The 17,959-nt window shown below is 62.3% G+C and carries 17 protein-coding genes; 15 read left to right on the forward strand and 2 right to left on the reverse strand.

Going from position 1 to position 17,959, the window contains the following annotated elements; translation table 11 throughout:
- Positions 1-160: 160 nt before the first annotated feature.
- The gene (locus tag GTP41_RS08875; protein WP_161025213.1) at positions 161-628 is read right to left on the reverse strand and encodes a SixA phosphatase family protein; all 468 of its coding nucleotides are present in this window, start codon (positions 626-628) and stop codon (positions 161-163) included.
- Between the two features lie 21 nt (positions 629-649).
- Complete coding sequence (gene ppk1, locus GTP41_RS08880; RefSeq protein WP_161025214.1) at positions 650-2,734, reverse strand: polyphosphate kinase 1; 2,085 nt, start codon at positions 2,732-2,734, stop codon at positions 650-652.
- Positions 2,735-2,892: 158 nt separating this feature from the next.
- Between ppk1 and pstS the strand changes: the two genes are divergently transcribed.
- From pstS to GTP41_RS08955, 15 genes are all read left to right on the forward strand, one after another.
- Positions 2,893-3,936 carry a phosphate ABC transporter substrate-binding protein PstS gene (gene pstS, locus GTP41_RS08885; RefSeq protein ID WP_161025215.1) on the forward strand — a complete coding sequence of 348 codons (1,044 nt, stop codon included), beginning with the start codon at positions 2,893-2,895 and terminating at the stop codon, positions 3,934-3,936.
- Between the two features lie 253 nt (positions 3,937-4,189).
- Positions 4,190-5,134: a phosphate ABC transporter permease subunit PstC gene (gene pstC, locus GTP41_RS08890; RefSeq protein WP_308700839.1), complete on the forward strand. Its 945-nt coding sequence runs from the start codon at positions 4,190-4,192 to the stop codon at positions 5,132-5,134.
- Entirely contained in the window at positions 5,131-5,988 is an 858-nt protein-coding gene (gene pstA, locus GTP41_RS08895) for a phosphate ABC transporter permease PstA (RefSeq protein WP_161025217.1), read from the forward strand. The genes pstC and pstA overlap by 4 nt, the downstream gene beginning before the upstream one ends.
- A gap of 12 nt (positions 5,989-6,000) precedes the next feature.
- Positions 6,001-6,765, forward strand: coding sequence for a phosphate ABC transporter ATP-binding protein PstB (pstB, locus tag GTP41_RS08900; RefSeq protein ID WP_161025218.1), 765 nt, complete (start codon positions 6,001-6,003; stop codon positions 6,763-6,765).
- Positions 6,766-6,786: 21 nt separating this feature from the next.
- Positions 6,787-7,491, forward strand: a complete 705-nt coding sequence (phoU, locus tag GTP41_RS08905) for a phosphate signaling complex protein PhoU (protein ID WP_161025219.1) — start codon at positions 6,787-6,789, stop codon at positions 7,489-7,491.
- A 9-nt stretch (positions 7,492-7,500) separates the two neighbouring features.
- On the forward strand, positions 7,501-8,193 hold the full coding sequence (gene phoB, locus GTP41_RS08910) for a phosphate regulon transcriptional regulator PhoB (protein ID WP_161025220.1): 693 nt from the start codon (positions 7,501-7,503) through the stop codon (positions 8,191-8,193).
- The gene (gene phoR / locus GTP41_RS08915) at positions 8,190-9,467 is read left to right on the forward strand and encodes a phosphate regulon sensor histidine kinase PhoR (protein WP_161025221.1); all 1,278 of its coding nucleotides are present in this window, start codon (positions 8,190-8,192) and stop codon (positions 9,465-9,467) included. Before phoB ends, phoR begins: the two co-directional genes overlap by 4 nt.
- A gap of 112 nt (positions 9,468-9,579) precedes the next feature.
- A complete protein-coding gene (locus GTP41_RS08920; RefSeq protein ID WP_229502793.1) occupies positions 9,580-10,572 on the forward strand; it encodes a patatin-like phospholipase family protein in 993 nt (330 codons plus the stop codon).
- A 21-nt stretch (positions 10,573-10,593) separates the two neighbouring features.
- Positions 10,594-10,998 (forward strand): GlcG/HbpS family heme-binding protein, encoded by a 405-nt coding sequence (locus GTP41_RS08925; RefSeq protein WP_161025222.1) that lies wholly within the window; start codon positions 10,594-10,596, stop codon positions 10,996-10,998.
- Positions 10,999-11,047: 49 nt separating this feature from the next.
- A complete protein-coding gene (locus GTP41_RS08930; protein ID WP_161025223.1) occupies positions 11,048-11,734 on the forward strand; it encodes a substrate-binding periplasmic protein in 687 nt (228 codons plus the stop codon).
- Between the two features lie 2 nt (positions 11,735-11,736).
- Positions 11,737-12,384, forward strand: coding sequence for a substrate-binding periplasmic protein (locus GTP41_RS08935; RefSeq protein ID WP_161025224.1), 648 nt, complete (start codon positions 11,737-11,739; stop codon positions 12,382-12,384).
- Between the two features lie 179 nt (positions 12,385-12,563).
- A complete protein-coding gene (gene carA, locus GTP41_RS08940) occupies positions 12,564-13,727 on the forward strand; it encodes a glutamine-hydrolyzing carbamoyl-phosphate synthase small subunit (protein ID WP_161025225.1) in 1,164 nt (387 codons plus the stop codon).
- On the forward strand, positions 13,728-16,946 hold the full coding sequence (carB, locus tag GTP41_RS08945; RefSeq protein WP_161025226.1) for a carbamoyl-phosphate synthase large subunit: 3,219 nt from the start codon (positions 13,728-13,730) through the stop codon (positions 16,944-16,946).
- 97 nt (positions 16,947-17,043) lie between these two features.
- Positions 17,044-17,520, forward strand: coding sequence for a transcription elongation factor GreA (gene greA / locus GTP41_RS08950; RefSeq protein ID WP_055925467.1), 477 nt, complete (start codon positions 17,044-17,046; stop codon positions 17,518-17,520).
- The gene (locus GTP41_RS08955) at positions 17,520-17,936 is read left to right on the forward strand and encodes a DUF4149 domain-containing protein (protein ID WP_161025227.1); all 417 of its coding nucleotides are present in this window, start codon (positions 17,520-17,522) and stop codon (positions 17,934-17,936) included. Before greA ends, GTP41_RS08955 begins: the two co-directional genes overlap by 1 nt.
- The last annotated feature ends 23 nt before the right edge of the window (positions 17,937-17,959 follow it).

Below are 17,959 nucleotides of genomic sequence, written 5' to 3' on the forward strand. Positions count from 1 at the left end.
CAGCCGAATATGCCCATGGTGAACAGAGCCCACATATCAAACCAGCCTGCGTTGCCGTAGGCCGCTCCCTAGAGTTGATACAATTAAACTCTAGCAGACAGACTTGCAATTACAAGCCCAACAGCAACAAGTATTCGGCAAACGAAGGAGTAGAAGGGGTTTATTTGGTCACGAGGTCGGGCTGCATCACCGCCTTCAGGTAGAAGCTGCTCGGGTCGTCCGCTTCGCGCTGCACGAACCACCAGACCGCGCCTTTTTTCATTTCCCAATCCCAGTCCTCGCCCGTCATCAGCAGGGCGGCGGCTTGGCCGAGGGTGGGCTGGTGGCCGACCACCAGCACCGCTTCCTTGGATGCCGGCCAGTTGGCGGCTTTCAAAATGTCGGCCGGGTCGGCGCCGGGCGCGAGGTCGGGGTGGATTTTGTATTTGCGGCCCAGGCCGCCCACGGTTTGCACCGTGCGGGTGGCGGGGCTGACCAGGATGCGGCAGTTTTCCGGCAAGACCGAGTCGAGCCACTGGCCCATGCGCCGCGCCTGCTTGTGGCCCTTGGGCGTCAGCGCGCGTTCCAGGTCGTCCAGGCCGGGCTGGCCTGGTTCAGCTTCTGCGTGGCGCCACAAGATCAGGTCCATGCTTCCTCCCTTGAGCTGGCTTCATTCCACCGGCATTGCGGCCGGGGTACCAAGCGACTCCATCAGGTGTTGCTGGGCGCTGAAGGGCTTTTGCTTGCCGCGCGGTTTGCGGCGGTGGTACACCCCGTGGTCGTCCAGCTCCCATGCATTGGAGTTGTCCTTCAGGTAAGGCGTCAAACCTTCCGCAACGACGCGCCGTTTCAGCGCGCGGTCGAGTACCGGGAACGCCACTTCAATGCGGCGCAGCAGGTTGCGGTTCATCCAGTCCGCGCTGGCCAGCATCACGTCGTGCGCCAGGTCGTTGCGGAAGTAATAGATGCGGCTATGTTCCAGGAAGCGGCCGATGATAGAGCGCACGCGGATATTTTCGGACAGGCCCGGCACGCCAGGCTTGAGCATGCAGGCGCCGCGTACGATCAGGTCGATCTTCACGCCATCGCGCGAGGCGGCATACAGGGCGCGGATCACCGGTTCATCGGTTAGTGCATTGATTTTAGCGATAATCCGGCCCGGACGCCCGGCTTTTGCGATTTTTGCCTCGTTTTTGATGGCTTTGATGATCTGGTCCTGCAAGGCGAAGGGCGCCAGCCACAGGTGGTGCATGCGCTGCGGCTTGGCCAGGCTGGTCAGGTGCATGAAGACTTCGTTGACGTCGCGCCCCAGCTCCGGTTGGCAGCTCAGGACGCCGAAGTCGGTGTAGAACTTGGTCGTGGTCGGGTGGTAGTTGCCGGTGCCAAGGTGGGCGTAATAGGCCAGGCCGCCTTCTTCGCGGCGGATCACCAGGGCGATCTTGGCGTGGGTTTTCAGGCCGACCACGCCGTACACGACCTGGGCGCCGGCTTGCTCCAGCTTGTCGGCCCAGTTGATATTGGCTTCTTCGTCGAAGCGCGCCATCAGTTCCACCACCACCGTCACTTCCTTGCCGCTGCGGGCGGCGGCGATCAGGGCTTCCATCAGGTCGGAGTTCATGCCGGTGCGGTAGACGGTCTGCTTGATCGCCACCACGGCCGGGTCGAGCGCGGCGCTGCGGATGAAGTCGATGACGGTCTGGAAGCTCTGGAACGGGTGGTGCAGCAGGATGTCGTGCTTGCGGATGGTGGCGAAGATGTCGTTGTTGACGGTCTTGGCCAGCACGCCGGCGGTGAACGGCGGGAAGCGCAGCTCGGGGCGGCGCGCCTGCTCCACGATCTCGCCCAGGCGCACCATGTTGACGGGGCCGTCGACGCGGTACAGGCGGGTCTGGTCCAGGCCGAATTGGTCGAGCAGGAATTGCGACAGCTCGGGCGGGCAGTTCTTGGCCACCTCGATCCGCACCGAGCGGCCGTAGGCGCGGCCTTGCAGCTCGCCTTTCAGGGCCTGGCGCAGGTTTTTCACTTCATCCTCGTCCACCCACAGATCGGAATCGCGGGTGACCCGGAACTGGGAGTAGGCCAGCACGTCGCGCCCGGCGAACAGCTCGGCGATGTGGGCGTGGATGACGGAAGAGAGCAGGACGAAGGAAATGCCTTCCTCTTTCGACAGGTGGTCCGGCAGGCGGATCACGCGCGGCAGCACGCGCGGGGCCTTGACGATGGCGATGGCGGTGCCGCGGCCGAAGGCGTCCTTGCCGTTCAGGGCGACGATGAAATTGAGGCTCTTGTTAACTACTTGCGGGAACGGGTGGGCCGGATCCAGGCCGATTGGCGTCAGCAGGGGGCGTACATCGCGTTCGAAATAATCCTTGACCCAGGCGCGCTGGGCTTCGTTGCGCTGGCTGTGGCGCACGATATGGATGCCCTGGGCTTTCATTTCCGGCAACACGGCCGTGTTAAATATCTCGTACTGGCGTCTGACCAGTTCATGACATTCGTTGGAAACGCGTTCCAGGCTGGCGGCCAGGGCAGGGTGGTCGTCCAGGCCGCCGTCCAGGCTGGCGGCGGCCAGCAGGCTGGCGACGCGCACCTCGAAAAATTCGTCCAGGTTGCTGCTCATGATGCACAGGTAGCGCAGGCGCTCCAGCACCGGGATCGTCGGATCTTCGGCTTGCGCCATGACGCGGCGGTTGAACGCCAGCTGCGACAGCTCGCGGTCGAGGAATGAAACTTGGGACTTCGTCATGCTTGTCATGTTAGCACTATTTTTAGGGATGTAATTAGTGTAGTTAGGAAATATGACAAGTTTGTGACCATGGTTTAAACAATATTTTTGCATGTCATAGAGCTGTAATATTGCCGTCATAGACTGCGGAGCATTCAAACCCCAACCCCCTAACAAGGACCTTTGATATGCGTATGAAACAGTTGTTGACCTCCTTCGTTGTTGGCGCATCTGCGGCAATGGCGTTCTCGACCGCTTCCGCAGCGGATATGACCGGTGCAGGCGCAACTTTCCCTTATCCGATTTACGCCAAATGGGCTGAAGCCTACAAGGCGTCCACCGGCAACGGCCTGAACTACCAATCGGTAGGCTCCGGCGCCGGCATCAAGCAGATCAAAGCCAAGACCGTCGACTTCGGCGCGTCCGACATGCCGCTGAAAGCAGAGGAACTGGATGCGGACGGCCTGATGCAGTTCCCGGCCATCATGGGCGGTGTGGTGACCGTGGTGAACCTGGACGGTATCGCTCCTGGCCAGCTGAAGCTGACCGGCCAAGTGGTGGCCGACATCTACCTGGGCAAGATCACCGAGTGGAACAACCCGGCCATCGCGGCCCTGAACCCGGGCGTGAAGCTGCCAGCGGCTGAAATCACCGTGGTGTACCGCGCTGACGGCTCCGGCACTTCCTTCCTGTTCACCGACTACCTGTCGAAAGTGAATCCTGAGTTCAAGACCAAGGTTGGTGCTGGCACCGCCCTGAAATGGCCAACCGGCGTGGGTGGCAAGGGTAACGACGGCGTTGCCGCCAACGTGCAGCGTATCAAGGGCGCGATTGGTTACGTGGAATGGGCTTACGCCAAGAAGAACAAAATCGCTCACACCCAGCTGAAAAACAAGGATGGCAACTTCATCCAGCCGGACGACGACAACTTCAAGGCCGCTGCTGCGAATGCAGAATGGACCAAGACCCCGGGCTTCGGCGTGGTGCTGACCGACCAGGCTGGCAAAACCTCCTGGCCTATCACCGGTGTGTCCTTCATCCTGATGCACAAAGCACAGGCTGACGCGAACAAAGGCAAGGAAGTGATCAAGTTCTTCGACTGGGCCTTCAAGAACGGTGATGCTGCCGCCACCGAACTGGACTATGTGCCGCTGCCAGATACCGTGGTCAAGCAAGTGCAATCGTCCTGGAAAGCCAACCTGAAGGATTCGTCCGGTAAGGCGCTGTACTAATTGTCCCTTTACCCCGGGAAACCAGGGTCAGACCCAAGGGTCTGACCCTTCCACCGCAAGTGGCGCTGACAGGGTCTGACCCTTGGGTCAGACCCTGGTTTACCGGGTTTAGAAAAGGGAGTTGAGCGGGGCGCCTTGAACGCAGGGCGCCCCGGTTAGCTAAACCAAAATACAAATCATGAGTGCAGAAATCACCTCACCAGCCACCCTTCAGTTAGCGGAACCAGCCTCCACGAGTGCTTCCGTCGCTGCCATGCAGTCCGTCGTGCGCCGCCAGCGCATCCAGGACTGGTTCTTCCACAAGATCACGATGGTATTTGCGCTGACCGTACTGTTTGTACTGGTCGGCATTATCATTTCCCTGATCAACGGTGCCCTGCCTGCTTTGCAGGAGTTCGGCCCGAGCTTCATCACCACCGTCGAATGGGACCCGGTCAACGACAAGTACGGCGCCGCCATTGCCATCGTCGGCACCCTGGCCAGCGCCGGTATCGCGCTGCTGATCGCCTTCCCGGTCAGCTTCGGCATCGCCCTGTTCCTGACCGAAGTGTGTCCGGTCTGGCTGCGCCGCCCGCTGGGCACCGCCGTTGAATTGCTGGCCGGCGTGCCGTCCATCATTTACGGCATGTGGGGCGTGTTCGTGTTCGCACCGATGTTCAGCGAATATGTGCAACCGCTGCTGAAATCGACCTTCGGCGCCTTGCCGTGGATCGGCGTGCTGTTCAAGGGCCCGACCATGGGCATCGGCATCCTGACCGCCGGCATGATCCTGGCCGTGATGATCATCCCGTTCATTGCCTCCGTCATGCGCGACGTGTTCGAGATCGTGCCGGCCGTGTTGAAAGAATCCGCCTACGGCCTCGGTTGCACCCGTTGGGAAGTGGTGCGCAAGGTCGTGCTGCCTTACACCAAGACTGGTGTGGTGGGCGGCGTCATGCTGGGCCTGGGCCGCGCCCTGGGCGAAACCATGGCAGTGACCTTCGTGATCGGTAACGCCAACAAGCTGCCGACATCGCTGTTCTCGCCAGGTAACTCGATCGCCTCGACCCTGGCCAACGAGTTTGCCGAAGCGTCGACCAAGCTGCACGTATCCTCGCTGTTCGCACTCGGCCTGATCCTGTTTGTAATCACCCTGATTGTCCTGTCCGCCGCCAAGCTGATGTTGATGGGCCTGTCGCGCAAGGAGGGCGTGAAATGATGCAAGTTAAGAACCCTGTCTACCGTCGCCGCTTGCTGACACACCGCGTTGGCATGTTCTTGTCCGTGGCGGCCATGTCGCTCGGCCTGATTGCACTGCTGTGGATTCTGGCCACGCTGCTGATTAACGGCTTCTCGGCCCTGAGCGTGCATATGTTCACGGCTGATACGCCGGCGCCGTCCACCGAGGGCGGCGGCCTGCGCAATGCCATCGTCGGCTCGCTGATGATGGTTGGCCTGTCGACCGCCGTCTCGACCCCGGTCGGCATCCTGGCCGGCATTTACCTGGCCGAGTACGGCGAAGAGAACAAGATCGCCCAGCTGACCCGCTTCGTGACCGACATCATGCTGTCCGCGCCGTCGATCGTGATCGGCCTGTTCGTGTACGCCATGTACGTGGCCAATGTGAAGCACTTCTCCGGCTTCGCCGGTTCCATCGCGCTGTCGCTGATCGCTATCCCGGTAGTGGTGCGCACCACCGACAATATGCTCAAGCTGGTGCCGAACTCCTTGCTGGAAGCGGCATACGCCCTGGGCGCGCCGCGCTGGAAGGTCTCGATGATGGTGCGCCTGCGCGCCGTCAAGGCCGGCGTGATGACCGGCGTGCTTCTGGCCGTGGCCCGCGTTTCCGGTGAAACCGCGCCGCTGCTGTTCACCGCGTTGAACAACCAGTTCTTCAGCACCGACATGAACCAGCCGCTGTCCAACCTGCCGGTAGTGATCTACCTGTATGCGATGAGCCCATACGACAACTGGCGCGAACTGGCCTGGGGCGGCGCACTGCTGGTGACCTTCAGCGTCCTGGCACTGAATATCCTGTCGCGCACCGTGTTTGCACAAAAAGCACCAAAATAACGAGTACAGATCATGACCCAAGTTAGCAAAATCATTGAAATCTCCGGCCTGAACTTCTACTACGGTAAGACGCGCAGCCTGCATAACGTCAACCTGGACATCCACGAGAAGAAGGTCACCGCCTTCATCGGCCCGTCCGGCTGCGGCAAGTCGACCCTGCTGCGCACCCTGAACCGCATGTACGACCTGTACCCGGGCCAGCGCGCTGAGGGCGCGATCCGCTACCGTGGCCACAACATCCTGGACTCGGGCCTGGACGTGAACATGCTGCGCGCCAAGGTCGGCATGGTGTTCCAGAAGCCGACCCCGTTCCCGATGTCGATCTACGACAATATCGCCTTCGGCGTGCGCCTGTACGAAGACCTGTCCAAAGGCGAGATGGACGAGCGCGTGGAATGGGCCCTGAAAAAAGCCGCGCTGTGGGGCGAGGTGAAGGACAAGCTGACCAAGAGCGGCCTGTCGCTGTCCGGCGGCCAGCAGCAGCGCCTGTGCATCGCGCGCGGCGTGGCGGTGAAGCCGGACGTGCTGCTGCTGGACGAGCCGACTTCCGCCCTGGACCCGATTTCCACCTCCAAGATCGAAGAACTGATCTCCGAGCTGAAAGAGGACTACACGATCGCCATCGTGACCCACAATATGCAGCAGGCGGCGCGCTGCTCCGACTACACCGCCTATATGTACCTGGGCGAGCTGGTGGAGTTCGGCGAGACCGACCAGATCTTCATGAATCCTGTGCGCAAAGAGACCCAGGACTACATCACCGGCCGTTTCGGCTAATAAGGATAGAGAGATAAAAATATGATGGGCGAACACTCCTCCAAGGCCTACGACACCGAACTCGAAGGCATCCGCTCCAAAGTGCTGCTGATGGGCGGCATGGTTGAAACCCAGTTCCTGGATGCGATGACCTGCTTCCGCATCGGCAATGTGGAACGCGCCGAGCGCGTGATTGCCGAAGACGCCAACGTGAACCAGCTGGAAGTCGAGCTGGACGACCAGTGCAGCCACCTGATCGTGAAGCGCCAGCCGACCGCCAACGACCTGCGCACCGTGATGGCCACCATCAAGGTGATCACCGACCTGGAACGCATCGGCGACGAAGCGGCCAAGATCGCGCGCATCTCCAAGGCCCTGCACGCGCGCGGCGCGGTGACCTTGAACCACTACGAAATGGTGCGCAATATCGCCACCGCCGCCAGCGACCTGCTGCACGACGCGCTGGACGCCTTCGCCCGCAGCGATGAAAAGCAGGCGCTGCAACTGATCGCCCAGGACGCGGTGATCGACCACGAATACCGCACCATCATGCGCAACCTGATTACCTTCATGATGGAAGATCCGCGTACAATCTCGGCTGCCCTGGACACCATGTGGGTGGCCAAGGCCATCGAGCGCATTGGCGACCATGCCAAGAACATCGCGGAATACGTGATCTACGTCGTGGAAGGCAAGGACATCCGCCACACCAACCGCAGCGCATCAACCGAGGCAAGCCCTGAGTAATTCATAACAATGGCATCCGACAAAACGACAGTACTGATTGTTGAAGACGAACCGGCGATCGTCGAGCTGGTAAGGTTCTCGCTGCGCGAGGCGGGCTGGAATTGCGTGGTGGCGCAATCCACGCAGGAAGCCTGGGAAACCATGCAGACCCGCACCCCGCAGCTGGTGCTGCTGGACTGGATGCTGCCCGACCAGAGCGGCCTGCGCCTGCTGGCGCGCATTCGCGGCGACCGCCATTTCTCGAACGTGCCGGTGATCATGCTGACCGCCAAGAGCATGGAAGAGGACAAGCTGGCAGGCCTGAACGGCGGCGCCGACGACTACATCACCAAGCCGTTCTCGCCGCGCGAGCTGCTGGCCCGCTCGCGCGCGCTGCTGCGCCGCAAGAGCCCCGAGCTGGCGGAAACCCAGCTCAAGGCCGGCCCGGTGGTGCTGGACCCGGTCAGCTGCACCGTCTCCATGCACGACAACAAGATCGACATCGGCCATGCCGAATACAAGCTGCTCAAGTTCTTCATGGCGCACCCGGAGCGCGTGTTCTCGCGCAGCCAGCTGCTGGACAAGGTCTGGGGCGACCATGTGGTGATCGAGGAGCGCACGGTGGACGTGCACGTGCTGCGCCTGCGCAAGGCGCTGAAAGAAGCCGAACATCTGATCAAAACGGTGCGCAGCGTGGGCTATATGCTCACGGAGAAGTCATGAACCCAAAAGTCGTGTTCTGGGTTCCGGTGGCGCTGCGCCTGGGCTTCCTGCTGGGCGGGGCCGGCCTGGTGTGGTGGTGGTTCGGCATGGCAGCCGGCGTGGTGGCGGCATTTGCCGGCGTGCTGGCGGCGGTCTTCATCCAGCTCAAATACCTGTACCAATTGAGCGAATGGCTGGAAAAGCCCGAGTCGGGCCGCCTGCCGGACGGCTGGGGCGAATGGACCGACATCTTCGCCCGCCTGTACCGCCTGCGCCGTGACGACGAGAAAAACCAGGCCGAGCTGACCGAATGGCTGGCCCGCTTCCGCCAGGCCATGCACCTGCTGCCGGACGGCGTGGTGATCATGGACGATGTGCTGTTCCTCGAATGGTGCAACCCGGCGGCGGAAGAGCATCTGGGCCTGCAGCAAAGCCGCGACAAGGGCATGCGCGTGACCAACCTGGTGCGCAGCCCCGATTTCATGGACTACCTGATCCTGGGCCGCTACGACCAGCCGCTGACGCTGAATTTCCGCGGCCGCAAGCTGGTGGCGCACATCATCCCGTTTGAAAACCGGCGCCAGATCCTGGTCACGCACGACATCACCGAAACGCAGCGCGCGGAGATGATGCGGCGCGACTTCATCGCCAACGCCTCGCACGAGCTGCGCACGCCGCTGACGGTGATCGCCGGCTTCCTGGAAATCGCCGCCTCGATGGAGCTGGACGCCGAAACGCGCGCCGCGCACCTCAAGCTGATGATGGAGCAAAGCACGCGCATGCAGCATTTGATCGAAGATATGCTGACTTTGTCGCGCCTGGAATCGGTGGACCACCCAATGCGGCCGGAGCACGTGAACATCGGCGCCCTGCTGGAACAGGTGCTGCACGAAGCGCGCGCCCTGTCCGGCGGCAAGCACGAGATTTCCCTCGAAGTGCAGGGCGGCGACGTGATGGGCAATGTGGACGAACTGCACAGCGCCTTCGGCAACCTGGCCTCCAACGCCGTACGCTACACCCCGGCCGGCGGCACCATCCGCCTGCGCTGGGAAGACACCCCGAGCGGCGTGCAGTTCCAGGTGCAGGACAATGGCATCGGCATCAACCCCGAGCACATCTCGCGCCTGACCGAACGCTTCTACCGCGTCGACAAGAGCCGTTCGCGCGAGACCCAGGGCACCGGCCTCGGCCTCGCGATCGTCAAGCACGTGCTACTGCGCCACAGCGGCAAGCTGCACATCGCCTCCGAAGCGGGGCAGGGCAGCACCTTCACCGTCAGCCTCCCCAAAAGCTAAACCCTAAAAAATGGGGACGTACCCTATTTTCCCTCTGCGGGGAAAATAGGGTACGTCCCCATTTTTTAGGTACAATCTGCTCGCCTTAAAAAATGAGCAAATAATCCCATACATGCAGCTGAAACGTTTCGCCCTTGCCATCCTGGCCACCGCAGTGCTGGCCGGCTGCCAGACTACCTCCACCACCGTCACCACTGATTTGCCGCCGCCGGTCAAGTCGACCGATGTGCCGCTGGTTTCCGTTGATCCGCATTCCGTGCCAGTCCAGCCGCAAGCGGCGCACCCGCCTGCGGCCTTGCCGCTGCGGAAGGTGAAGATCGGGCTGGCGCTGGGCGGCGGCGCGGCGCGCGGCTTTGCCCATATCGGGGTGATCAAGGCGTTGGAGGCGCAGGGCATCGTGCCGGACCTGGTGGTGGGCACCAGTGCGGGTTCGGTGGTCGGTGCCTTGTACGCGGCCGGCAACAACGCCAGCTCCTTGCAAAAGATGGCGACCGAACTCGATGAGTCGGCCATTTCGGACTGGGCGCTGCCCCTGTTCAGCAAGTCCTCCGGCGTGCTGAAGGGCGAGGCGCTGCAGGCTTTCGTCAATAAAGCGGTGAACCACCGCACCATCGAGAAGCTGAAAATCCCGTTCGGGGCGGTGGCGTCGGATTTGAAAACCGGCCAGCCGATCCTGTTCCAGCGCGGGAATACCGGCATGGCGGTGCGCGCCAGCTCGGCTGTGCCGGGCGTGTTCCAGCCGGTGCGGATCGGCGACCATACCTATGTCGATGGCGGCCTGGTGGCGCCGGTGCCGGTGCGCTTTGCGCGCGAAATGGGGGCGGAGTTCATCATCGCGGTGAATATTTCGACCCAGGCGGAGGCGCAGGCGACCAATTCGTCGCTGGAGGTCATCATGCAGACCTTCTCCATCATGGGCCAGCGCATCAACCAGCTGGAACTGCGCGATGCGGACATCGTGATCCAGCCGCCGCTGGGCAAGATGGCGTCGAACGATTTCAATAACCGCAGCGGCGCCATGCTGGCGGGCGAGCGGGCCACCAATGCCGTCATGGCGCAACTGAAGCAAAAGCTCAAGGCGCGCCGCGAAATGCCGGCGCCATAACTAGATAGAGGAAGATAAAGCATGCTGACCAAGCCAGTGCTGTCCCTGGAAGACGTGAAGAAAATCGCCGCTGCCGCCGAGGCGGAGGCGCTCAAGAATAACTGGGCGGTCTGCATCGCCATCGTGGATGACGGCGGCCACCTGCTGTGGCTGCAGCGCCTGGATGGCGCGGCGCCGCTCTCTTCGCATATCGCGCCGGCCAAGGCGCGCGTGTCGGCCCTGGGGCGCCGCGAGTCCAAAGTGTATGAGGATATGATCAACGGCGGCCGCAGCTCCTTTATCGGCGTGCCGATGGTGGAAGCGCCGCTGGAAGGCGGCGTGAATATCGTGGTGGATGGATATACCGTTGGCGCCGTGGGCGTTTCTGGTGTTAAATCCAACGAAGATGCACAAATTGCCAAGGCGGGTATTGCCGCATTGTCTTAGTTCTTGCAGTTGAGGCAAGGTATTCATAGAATACGGGCAAGGGGGAGTAATGAGACTGCCGGTCGCCTTGCTAATTTGCCTAGTTTTTCAGACGACGCCACTACGTGCCGACGAGCTGCAGCTGTCCGTCATCGCCCAGCACTCGATTAATGAGCGGGCATGGCCGGTGCTGGAGGCGGCGGCGAAGCGCATCAATATCACCGTGGTGGCGCGCCCCATGTCGGCCGAGCGCGGCGTGGTGGAGGCCAACCTGGGCCAGATCGATGGCGCGGTGGGGCGCTCGATCGGCGTCGAGCAGAAGTTCAGCGACCTGGTGCGCGTGCCGGAACCGGTCTACCACTATGCGCCCACCGCTTATTCCTATATGCGGCCCGATGTGCGCGGCGGCTGGGCCTCGCTGCGTTCCTACTCGCTGTGCATCCGGCGCGGCCTGCAGCTGACCACCGTCCGCACGCGCGACATGGCGCGCCAGCAGCTGGCAGACGAGGCGTCCATGCTGCGCATGCTGAAGGAGGGCGGCTGCGAGGTCGCCATCATGGACCGCAACGAGCCCGCCGCCAAGGCCGCCATTGCGGCCGACCCTGGCCTGGCGCAGCTGCGTCCGCCGCTGGAAGAAATGCCCTTATATGTCTACCTGCACAAGCGCCACGCCGCGCTGGTGCCCAAGCTGACGGCGGCGCTGAAGCAGATGCGGGCCGACGGCACGCTGCAAAAGCTGTCGGGCGAGGCCGACTAGCCATGCGCGTCCTGCCCGCCTTGCTCTGCGCGCTGCTGGCGCTGCCGGCGCAAGGGCGGGACTTGCAGCTCTACCTGATCCCCAACACGCCGGCCCACATCGAAGCCTGGCAAGTCATCCAGGCCGCCGCCAAACGCGCCGGCATCCGCGTCGCCATGCGTCCCTTGCCGCCGCGGCGCGGCATGGTCATGGCCAACCGCGGCGAGTTGGATGGCGCCATTGGCCGCACCATGCTGGCGGCGCGCGATTTCCCCGACCTGCTGCCGGTGCCCGAACCGGTCTTCCTGTACGCGCCCAGCGCCTATAGCTACAAGCAGCTGGACGTTGCCGGCGGCTGGGCGGCACTGCGCGGCCATACGCTGTGCGTGCGGCGCGGCTATACCTTGATGGAGGAGCGCACCCGCCAGCTGCCGCGCCAGCGCATGGACGATGACGCCTCGCTGCTGCGCATGCTGCGCCACGGCGGCTGCGATGTCGCCATCATGGATCGCCAGAATAAGGAGGCGCGGGCGGCCATGGCGACCGACCACGACCTGTATCTGCTGCAGCCGGCACTGGAGGAAGTGCCGCTTTACCTGTTCCTGCACAAGCGCCACGCCGCCCTGGTGCCGCGCCTGGCGGAGGCGTTGCGCGACCTGAAACGGGATTAAGGCGGCCTTGCCGGCGAGGGAAGTTTAGGTTATAATTCAAAGGTTTAGCCAATTACCATTCGACCGTAGCGCCTACCTCACACATCCATCATCATCTGACCTTCGAGCCCGGCATTGCGCCCGTTCGCCCGTGGGTTGTCTGAGTGGCGTCGCTACGGTAACTTAATCAGGAGTTGCCCTTGCCGCCATTTTTTTCTGGCCCTGCCGTTCCAGCCATCCTGGCACTAGCCGACGGAACAATCTTTAAAGGTATTTCCATTGGCGCTGCCGGTCACACGACGGGCGAAGTCGTTTTCAATACCTCCATGACCGGTTATCAGGAGATCCTGACCGATCCTAGCTACTCCCGCCAGATCGTCACCCTGACTTACCCGCATATCGGCAACTACGGTATCAATACCGAAGACGTCGAAGCCTCCAAAGTTCATGCCGCTGGCCTGATCATCCGTGACCTCCCGCTGGTCGCCTCGAATTTCCGCTCCCACCAGTCGCTGTCCGATTACCTGAAGGCCGAGAACATTGTCGCCATCGCCGGTATCGACACCCGCAAGCTGACCCGTATCCTGCGCGAGAAGGGCGCCCAAGCCGGCGCGATCCTGACCGGCACCCAGGGCAATGAGCCATCCGTGGCACAGGCGCTGGAACTGGCGCGCAGCTTCCCGGGCCTGACCGGCATGGACCTGGCGAAAGTGGTCACCACCGCGACCACCTTCGAGTGGACCGAAACCGAATGGGAACTGGGCACAGGCTATGGCAAGGTAGCTAACCCTAAATTCCACGTGGTCGCCTACGACTTCGGCGTGAAACGCAACATCCTGCGCATGCTGGCTTCGCGCGGCTGCAAAGTGACCGTGGTGCCGGCGCAAACGCCCGCCGCGGACGTGCTGGCCCTGAACCCGGACGGCGTGTTCCTGTCCAACGGTCCAGGCGATCCTGAGCCGTGCGATTACGCGATTGCCGCGACCCGCGTCTTCATGGAAAAGAAAATCCCGGTGTTCGGCATTTGCCTGGGCCACCAGATCCTGGCACTGGCTTCCGGCGCCAAGACCCTGAAGATGAAATTCGGCCACCACGGCGCCAACCACCCGGTGCAGGACCTGGACAGCAAGAAGGTGATGATCACCTCGCAGAACCACGGCTTCGCTGTGGACGCGGACACGCTGCCGGCCAACTGCCGCGTGACCCACGTGTCGCTGTTCGACGGTTCGCTGCAAGGCTTCGCCCGCACCGACGTGCCGGCCTTCTGCTTCCAGGGCCACCCTGAAGCCTCGCCTGGCCCGACCGACGTCGCCTACCTGTTTGACCGCTTCATCAACATGATGAATGCCGCGGAGAAGAAATAAATGCCAAAACGTTCTGACATTAAAAGCATCCTGATTATTGGCGCCGGCCCGATCATCATCGGCCAGGCCTGCGAATTCGACTACTCCGGCGCGCAAGCCTGTAAGGCGCTGCGCGAAGAGGGCTACAAGGTCATCCTGGTGAACTCCAACCCGGCGACCATCATGACCGACCCGGAAATGGCCGACGTCACCTACATCGAGCCGATCACCTGGCAAGTGGTGGAGCGCATCATCGCCAAGGAAAAGCCGGACGCGATCCTGCCGACCATGGGCGGCCAGACCGCGCTGAACTGCGCGCTCGACCTGCACCGCAACGGCGTGCTGGACAAGTACAAGGTGGAACTGATCGGCGCGACGCCGGAAGCCATCGACAAGGCGGAAGACCGCTCCAAGTTCAAGGACGCGATGACCAAGATCGGTCTGGGTTCGGCCCGTTCCGGCGTGGCGCACTCGATGGAAGAGTCGTGGGCGGTGCAGAAGGAAGTCGGTTTCCCGACCATCATCCGTCCATCGTTCACCATGGGCGGCAGCGGCGGCGGCATCGCCTACAACGAAGAAGAATTCGAAGCGATCTGCAAACGCGGCCTGGAGGCTTCGCCGACCAATGAGCTGCTGATCGAAGAATCGCTGCTGGGCTGGAAAGAGTACGAGATGGAAGTGGTGCGCGACAAGGCGGACAACTGCATCATCGTGTGCTCGATCGAAAACCTGGACCCGATGGGCGTGCACACCGGCGACTCGATCACCGTGGCGCCGGCGCAGACCCTGACCGACAAGGAATACCAGATCATGCGCAATGCCTCGCTGGCAGTGCTGCGTGAAATCGGCGTCGATACCGGCGGCTCCAACGTGCAGTTCTCGATCAACCCGAAAGACGGCCGCATGATCGTCATCGAGATGAACCCGCGCGTGTCCCGTTCCTCGGCACTGGCATCGAAAGCCACCGGCTTCCCGATCGCCAAGGTGGCGGCGAAACTGGCGGTGGGCTTCACCCTGGATGAACTGCGCAACGAAATCACCGGCGGCGCGACCCCGGCCTCGTTCGAGCCTTCGATCGACTACGTCGTGACCAAGGTGCCGCGCTTCACCTTTGAAAAATTCCCGGCAGCCGACCACCACCTGACCACCCAGATGAAATCCGTGGGCGAGGTGATGGCGATGGGCCGCACCTTCCAGGAATCGTTCCAGAAAGCCCTGCGCGGCCTGGAAGTGGGCGTGGACGGCATGAACCAGAAGACCACCGACCGCGAAAAGCTGGAAGAGGAACTGGGCGAGCCGGGTCCGGACCGCATCTGGTACGTGGGCGACGCCTTCGCCCAGGGCTTCACCCTGGAAGAGGTGTACCAGCTGACCAAGATCGACATGTGGTTCCTGGTGCAGATCAAGGAAATCATCGACCTGGAACTGTGGCTCGACACCCAGAAGCTGGAAAACCTGGACAAGAACACCCTGTACAAGCTGAAACAGAAGGGCTTCTCGGACCGCCGCCTGGGCTACCTGCTGCAATGCGGCGACACCGCCGTGCGCAACAAGCGCCGCGAACTGGGCATCCGTCCGGTGTACAAGCGCGTCGACACCTGCGCCGCCGAGTTCTCGACCAACACCGCGTACATGTACTCGACCTACGATGAAGAGTGCGAGTCCAACCCGACCGACAAGAAGAAGATCATGGTGCTGGGCGGTGGCCCGAACCGTATCGGCCAGGGTATCGAATTCGACTACTGCTGCGTGCACGCCGCGCTGGCCATGCGCGAAGACGGCTACGAGACCATCATGGTCAACTGCAACCCGGAAACCGTCTCGACCGACTACGACACCTCCGACCGCCTGTACTTCGAGTCGCTGACCCTGGAAGACGTGCTGGAAATCGTCGACCTGGAAAAACCGGTGGGCGTGATCGTGCAGTACGGCGGCCAGACCCCGCTGAAACTGGCGCTGGACCTGGAAGCCAACGGCGTGCCGATCATCGGCACCTCGCCCGACATGATCGACGCGGCCGAAGACCGCGAGCGTTTCCAGAAGCTGCTGCAGGACCTGGGCCTGCGCCAGCCGCCGAACCGCACCGCACGTACCGAGGAAGAAGCGCTGGCGCTGGCACAGGAAATCGGCTACCCGCTGGTGGTGCGCCCATCCTACGTGCTGGGCGGCCGTGCGATGGAAATCGTGCACGAGCAGCGCGACCTGGAGCGCTACATGCGCGAAGCGGTCAAGGTGTCGAACGACTCCCCGGTGCTGCTGGACCGCTTCCTGAACGACGCCATTGAGTGCGACGTGGACTGCATCTCCGACGGCGACACCACCTTCATCGGCGGCGTGATGGAGCACATCGAGCAAGCCGGCGTGCACTCGGGCGACTCCGCCTGCTCGCTGCCGCCTTACTCGCTGTCGCAGGAAACCATCGATGAACTGAAGCGCCAGACTTCGCTGATGGCCAAGGGCCTGAACGTGGTGGGCCTGATGAACGTGCAGTTCGCGATCCAGAAGCAAGAAGGCAAGGACGTGGTCTACGTGCTGGAAGTGAACCCGCGCGCTTCGCGTACCGTGCCTTACGTGTCCAAAGCGACCGGCCTGCAGCTGGCCAAGATCGCCGCGCGCTGCATGGTGGGCCAGAAGCTGGCTGACCAGGGCATCACCAAGGAAGTCGTGCCGCCTTACTACAGCGTCAAGGAAGCCGTGTTCCCGTTCGTGAAGTTCCCAGGCGTGGACACCATCCTCGGCCCGGAAATGAAATCTACCGGTGAAGTGATGGGCGTGGGCGCCATCTTCGCGGAAGCCTTCGTCAAGTCGCAGCTGGGCGCCGGCGTCAAGTTGCCGAAGTCGGGCAAGGTGTTCCTGTCGGTGAAAGCGTCGGACAAGCCGCGCGCCGTGAAAGTGGCGAAGGACCTGGTCGACGCCGGCTTCACCCTGTGCGCCACCAAGGGCACCGCCGCCGTGATCTCCGCCGCCGGCATCCCGGTCACCCCGGTGAACAAGATGTCGGAAGGCCGTCCGCACGTGGTCGACATGATCAAGAACCACGAAATCGTCCTGGTGATCAACACCGTGGAAGAGAAGCGTACCGCGATCAACGACTCGCGCAACATCCGTACCTCGTCGCTGGCGGCCCGCGTCACCACCTACACGACCATCGCCGGTGCGGAAGCGGCGGTCGCCGGCATCCGCCATCTTGATGAATTGCGTGTGTACGATTTACAAGGTCTGCATAAGTCTTTAAACTAAGACCCGTAAAGTAGTACGCTTGACAATATAACCACAGAGCCCGCGCCGCAGCATGGCGCGGGCTCTGTGTTTTTTAGCAATTTAACAAGAGACAGACATGAATACCGTTCCACTGACTAAATTCGGCGCCGAACTCCTGAAAGAAGAGCTGCACCAGCTCAAGACCAAGGAACGCCGCATTGTCATCGATGCCATCGCCGAAGCGCGTTCGCACGGCGACTTGTCCGAGAATGCAGAATACGATGCCGCCAAGGAGCGCCAGGCCTTCGTGGAAGGCCGTATCGCGGAACTGGAAGGCAAGCTGAGCTCCGCCCAGATCGTGGACCCGACCACGCTGGACGCGGAAGGGCGCGTGGTGTTCGCCTCCACCGTGGACCTGGAAGACCTGGAATCGGGCTCGAAAGTCAGCTACCAGATCGTCGGCACCGACGAAGCGGACCTGAAAATGAGCAAAGTCTCCGTGACCTCGCCAATCGCCCGCGCCCTGATCGGCAAATACGCCGGCGACGTGGTCGAAGTGCAGGCCCCGTCCGGCCCGCGCGAATACGAAATCCTCGAAGTGCGCTACGTCTGATGGTGCTGGCCAAGGTTCGCCTGCTGGTGGCCGCCCTGTGGGCCGGCAGCCTGTGGGCGGTCGGCTACCTGGTGGCGCCGACCCTGTTCGCCACGCTCGACCGGGTGCTGGCGGGCCAGATCGCCGGCAGCATGTTTCACTCGATGGCCATGCTGTCGCTGGGCTGCGGCGCCGCGATGGGCGTGCTGCTGTTCTTCGGCACCCGCGACTGGACGCCCAAGCGCCGCCGCACGGTGCTCTTGATTGTGGTGGCGATGGTGATGTGCACGGTGGCCAGCCATTTCGGCCTGCAACCGATGATGGCCGCCGCCAAAGCCGCCAACGACGGCAGCTTTGGCAAGCTGCATGGGATTTCCAGCAGCATCTACCTGGCACAAAGCCTGCTGGCGGGCTGGCTGCTCTGGAAGCAGACGTAAAAAAAGGGGGATGTGCCCCCTTT

It is taken from the genome of Pseudoduganella guangdongensis, assembly GCF_009857475.1.
Taxonomy (GTDB): Bacteria; Pseudomonadota; Gammaproteobacteria; order Burkholderiales; family Burkholderiaceae_D; genus Rugamonas; species Rugamonas guangdongensis.

Excerpts from the sequence above, each read along its gene's own strand:
- GTP41_RS08875 (WP_161025213.1), bottom strand. The coding sequence starts at position 628 with ATGGACCTGATCTTGTGGCGCCACGCAGAAGCTGAACCAGGCCAGCCC.
- ppk1 (WP_161025214.1), bottom strand. The coding sequence starts at position 2,734 with ATGACAAGCATGACGAAGTCCCAAGTTTCATTCCTCGACCGCGAGCTG.
- pstS (WP_161025215.1), top strand. The coding sequence starts at position 2,893 with ATGCGTATGAAACAGTTGTTGACCTCCTTCGTTGTTGGCGCATCTGCG.
- pstC (WP_308700839.1), top strand. The coding sequence starts at position 4,190 with ATGCAGTCCGTCGTGCGCCGCCAGCGCATCCAGGACTGGTTCTTCCAC.
- pstA (WP_161025217.1), top strand. The coding sequence starts at position 5,131 with ATGATGCAAGTTAAGAACCCTGTCTACCGTCGCCGCTTGCTGACACAC.
- pstB (WP_161025218.1), top strand. The coding sequence starts at position 6,001 with ATGACCCAAGTTAGCAAAATCATTGAAATCTCCGGCCTGAACTTCTAC.
- phoU (WP_161025219.1), top strand. The coding sequence starts at position 6,787 with ATGATGGGCGAACACTCCTCCAAGGCCTACGACACCGAACTCGAAGGC.
- phoB (WP_161025220.1), top strand. The coding sequence starts at position 7,501 with ATGGCATCCGACAAAACGACAGTACTGATTGTTGAAGACGAACCGGCG.
- phoR (WP_161025221.1), top strand. The coding sequence starts at position 8,190 with ATGAACCCAAAAGTCGTGTTCTGGGTTCCGGTGGCGCTGCGCCTGGGC.
- GTP41_RS08920 (WP_229502793.1), top strand. The coding sequence starts at position 9,580 with ATGCAGCTGAAACGTTTCGCCCTTGCCATCCTGGCCACCGCAGTGCTG.
- GTP41_RS08925 (WP_161025222.1), top strand. The coding sequence starts at position 10,594 with ATGCTGACCAAGCCAGTGCTGTCCCTGGAAGACGTGAAGAAAATCGCC.
- GTP41_RS08930 (WP_161025223.1), top strand. The coding sequence starts at position 11,048 with ATGAGACTGCCGGTCGCCTTGCTAATTTGCCTAGTTTTTCAGACGACG.
- GTP41_RS08935 (WP_161025224.1), top strand. The coding sequence starts at position 11,737 with ATGCGCGTCCTGCCCGCCTTGCTCTGCGCGCTGCTGGCGCTGCCGGCG.
- carB (WP_161025226.1), top strand. The coding sequence starts at position 13,728 with ATGCCAAAACGTTCTGACATTAAAAGCATCCTGATTATTGGCGCCGGC.
- greA (WP_055925467.1), top strand. The coding sequence starts at position 17,044 with ATGAATACCGTTCCACTGACTAAATTCGGCGCCGAACTCCTGAAAGAA.
- GTP41_RS08955 (WP_161025227.1), top strand. The coding sequence starts at position 17,520 with ATGGTGCTGGCCAAGGTTCGCCTGCTGGTGGCCGCCCTGTGGGCCGGC.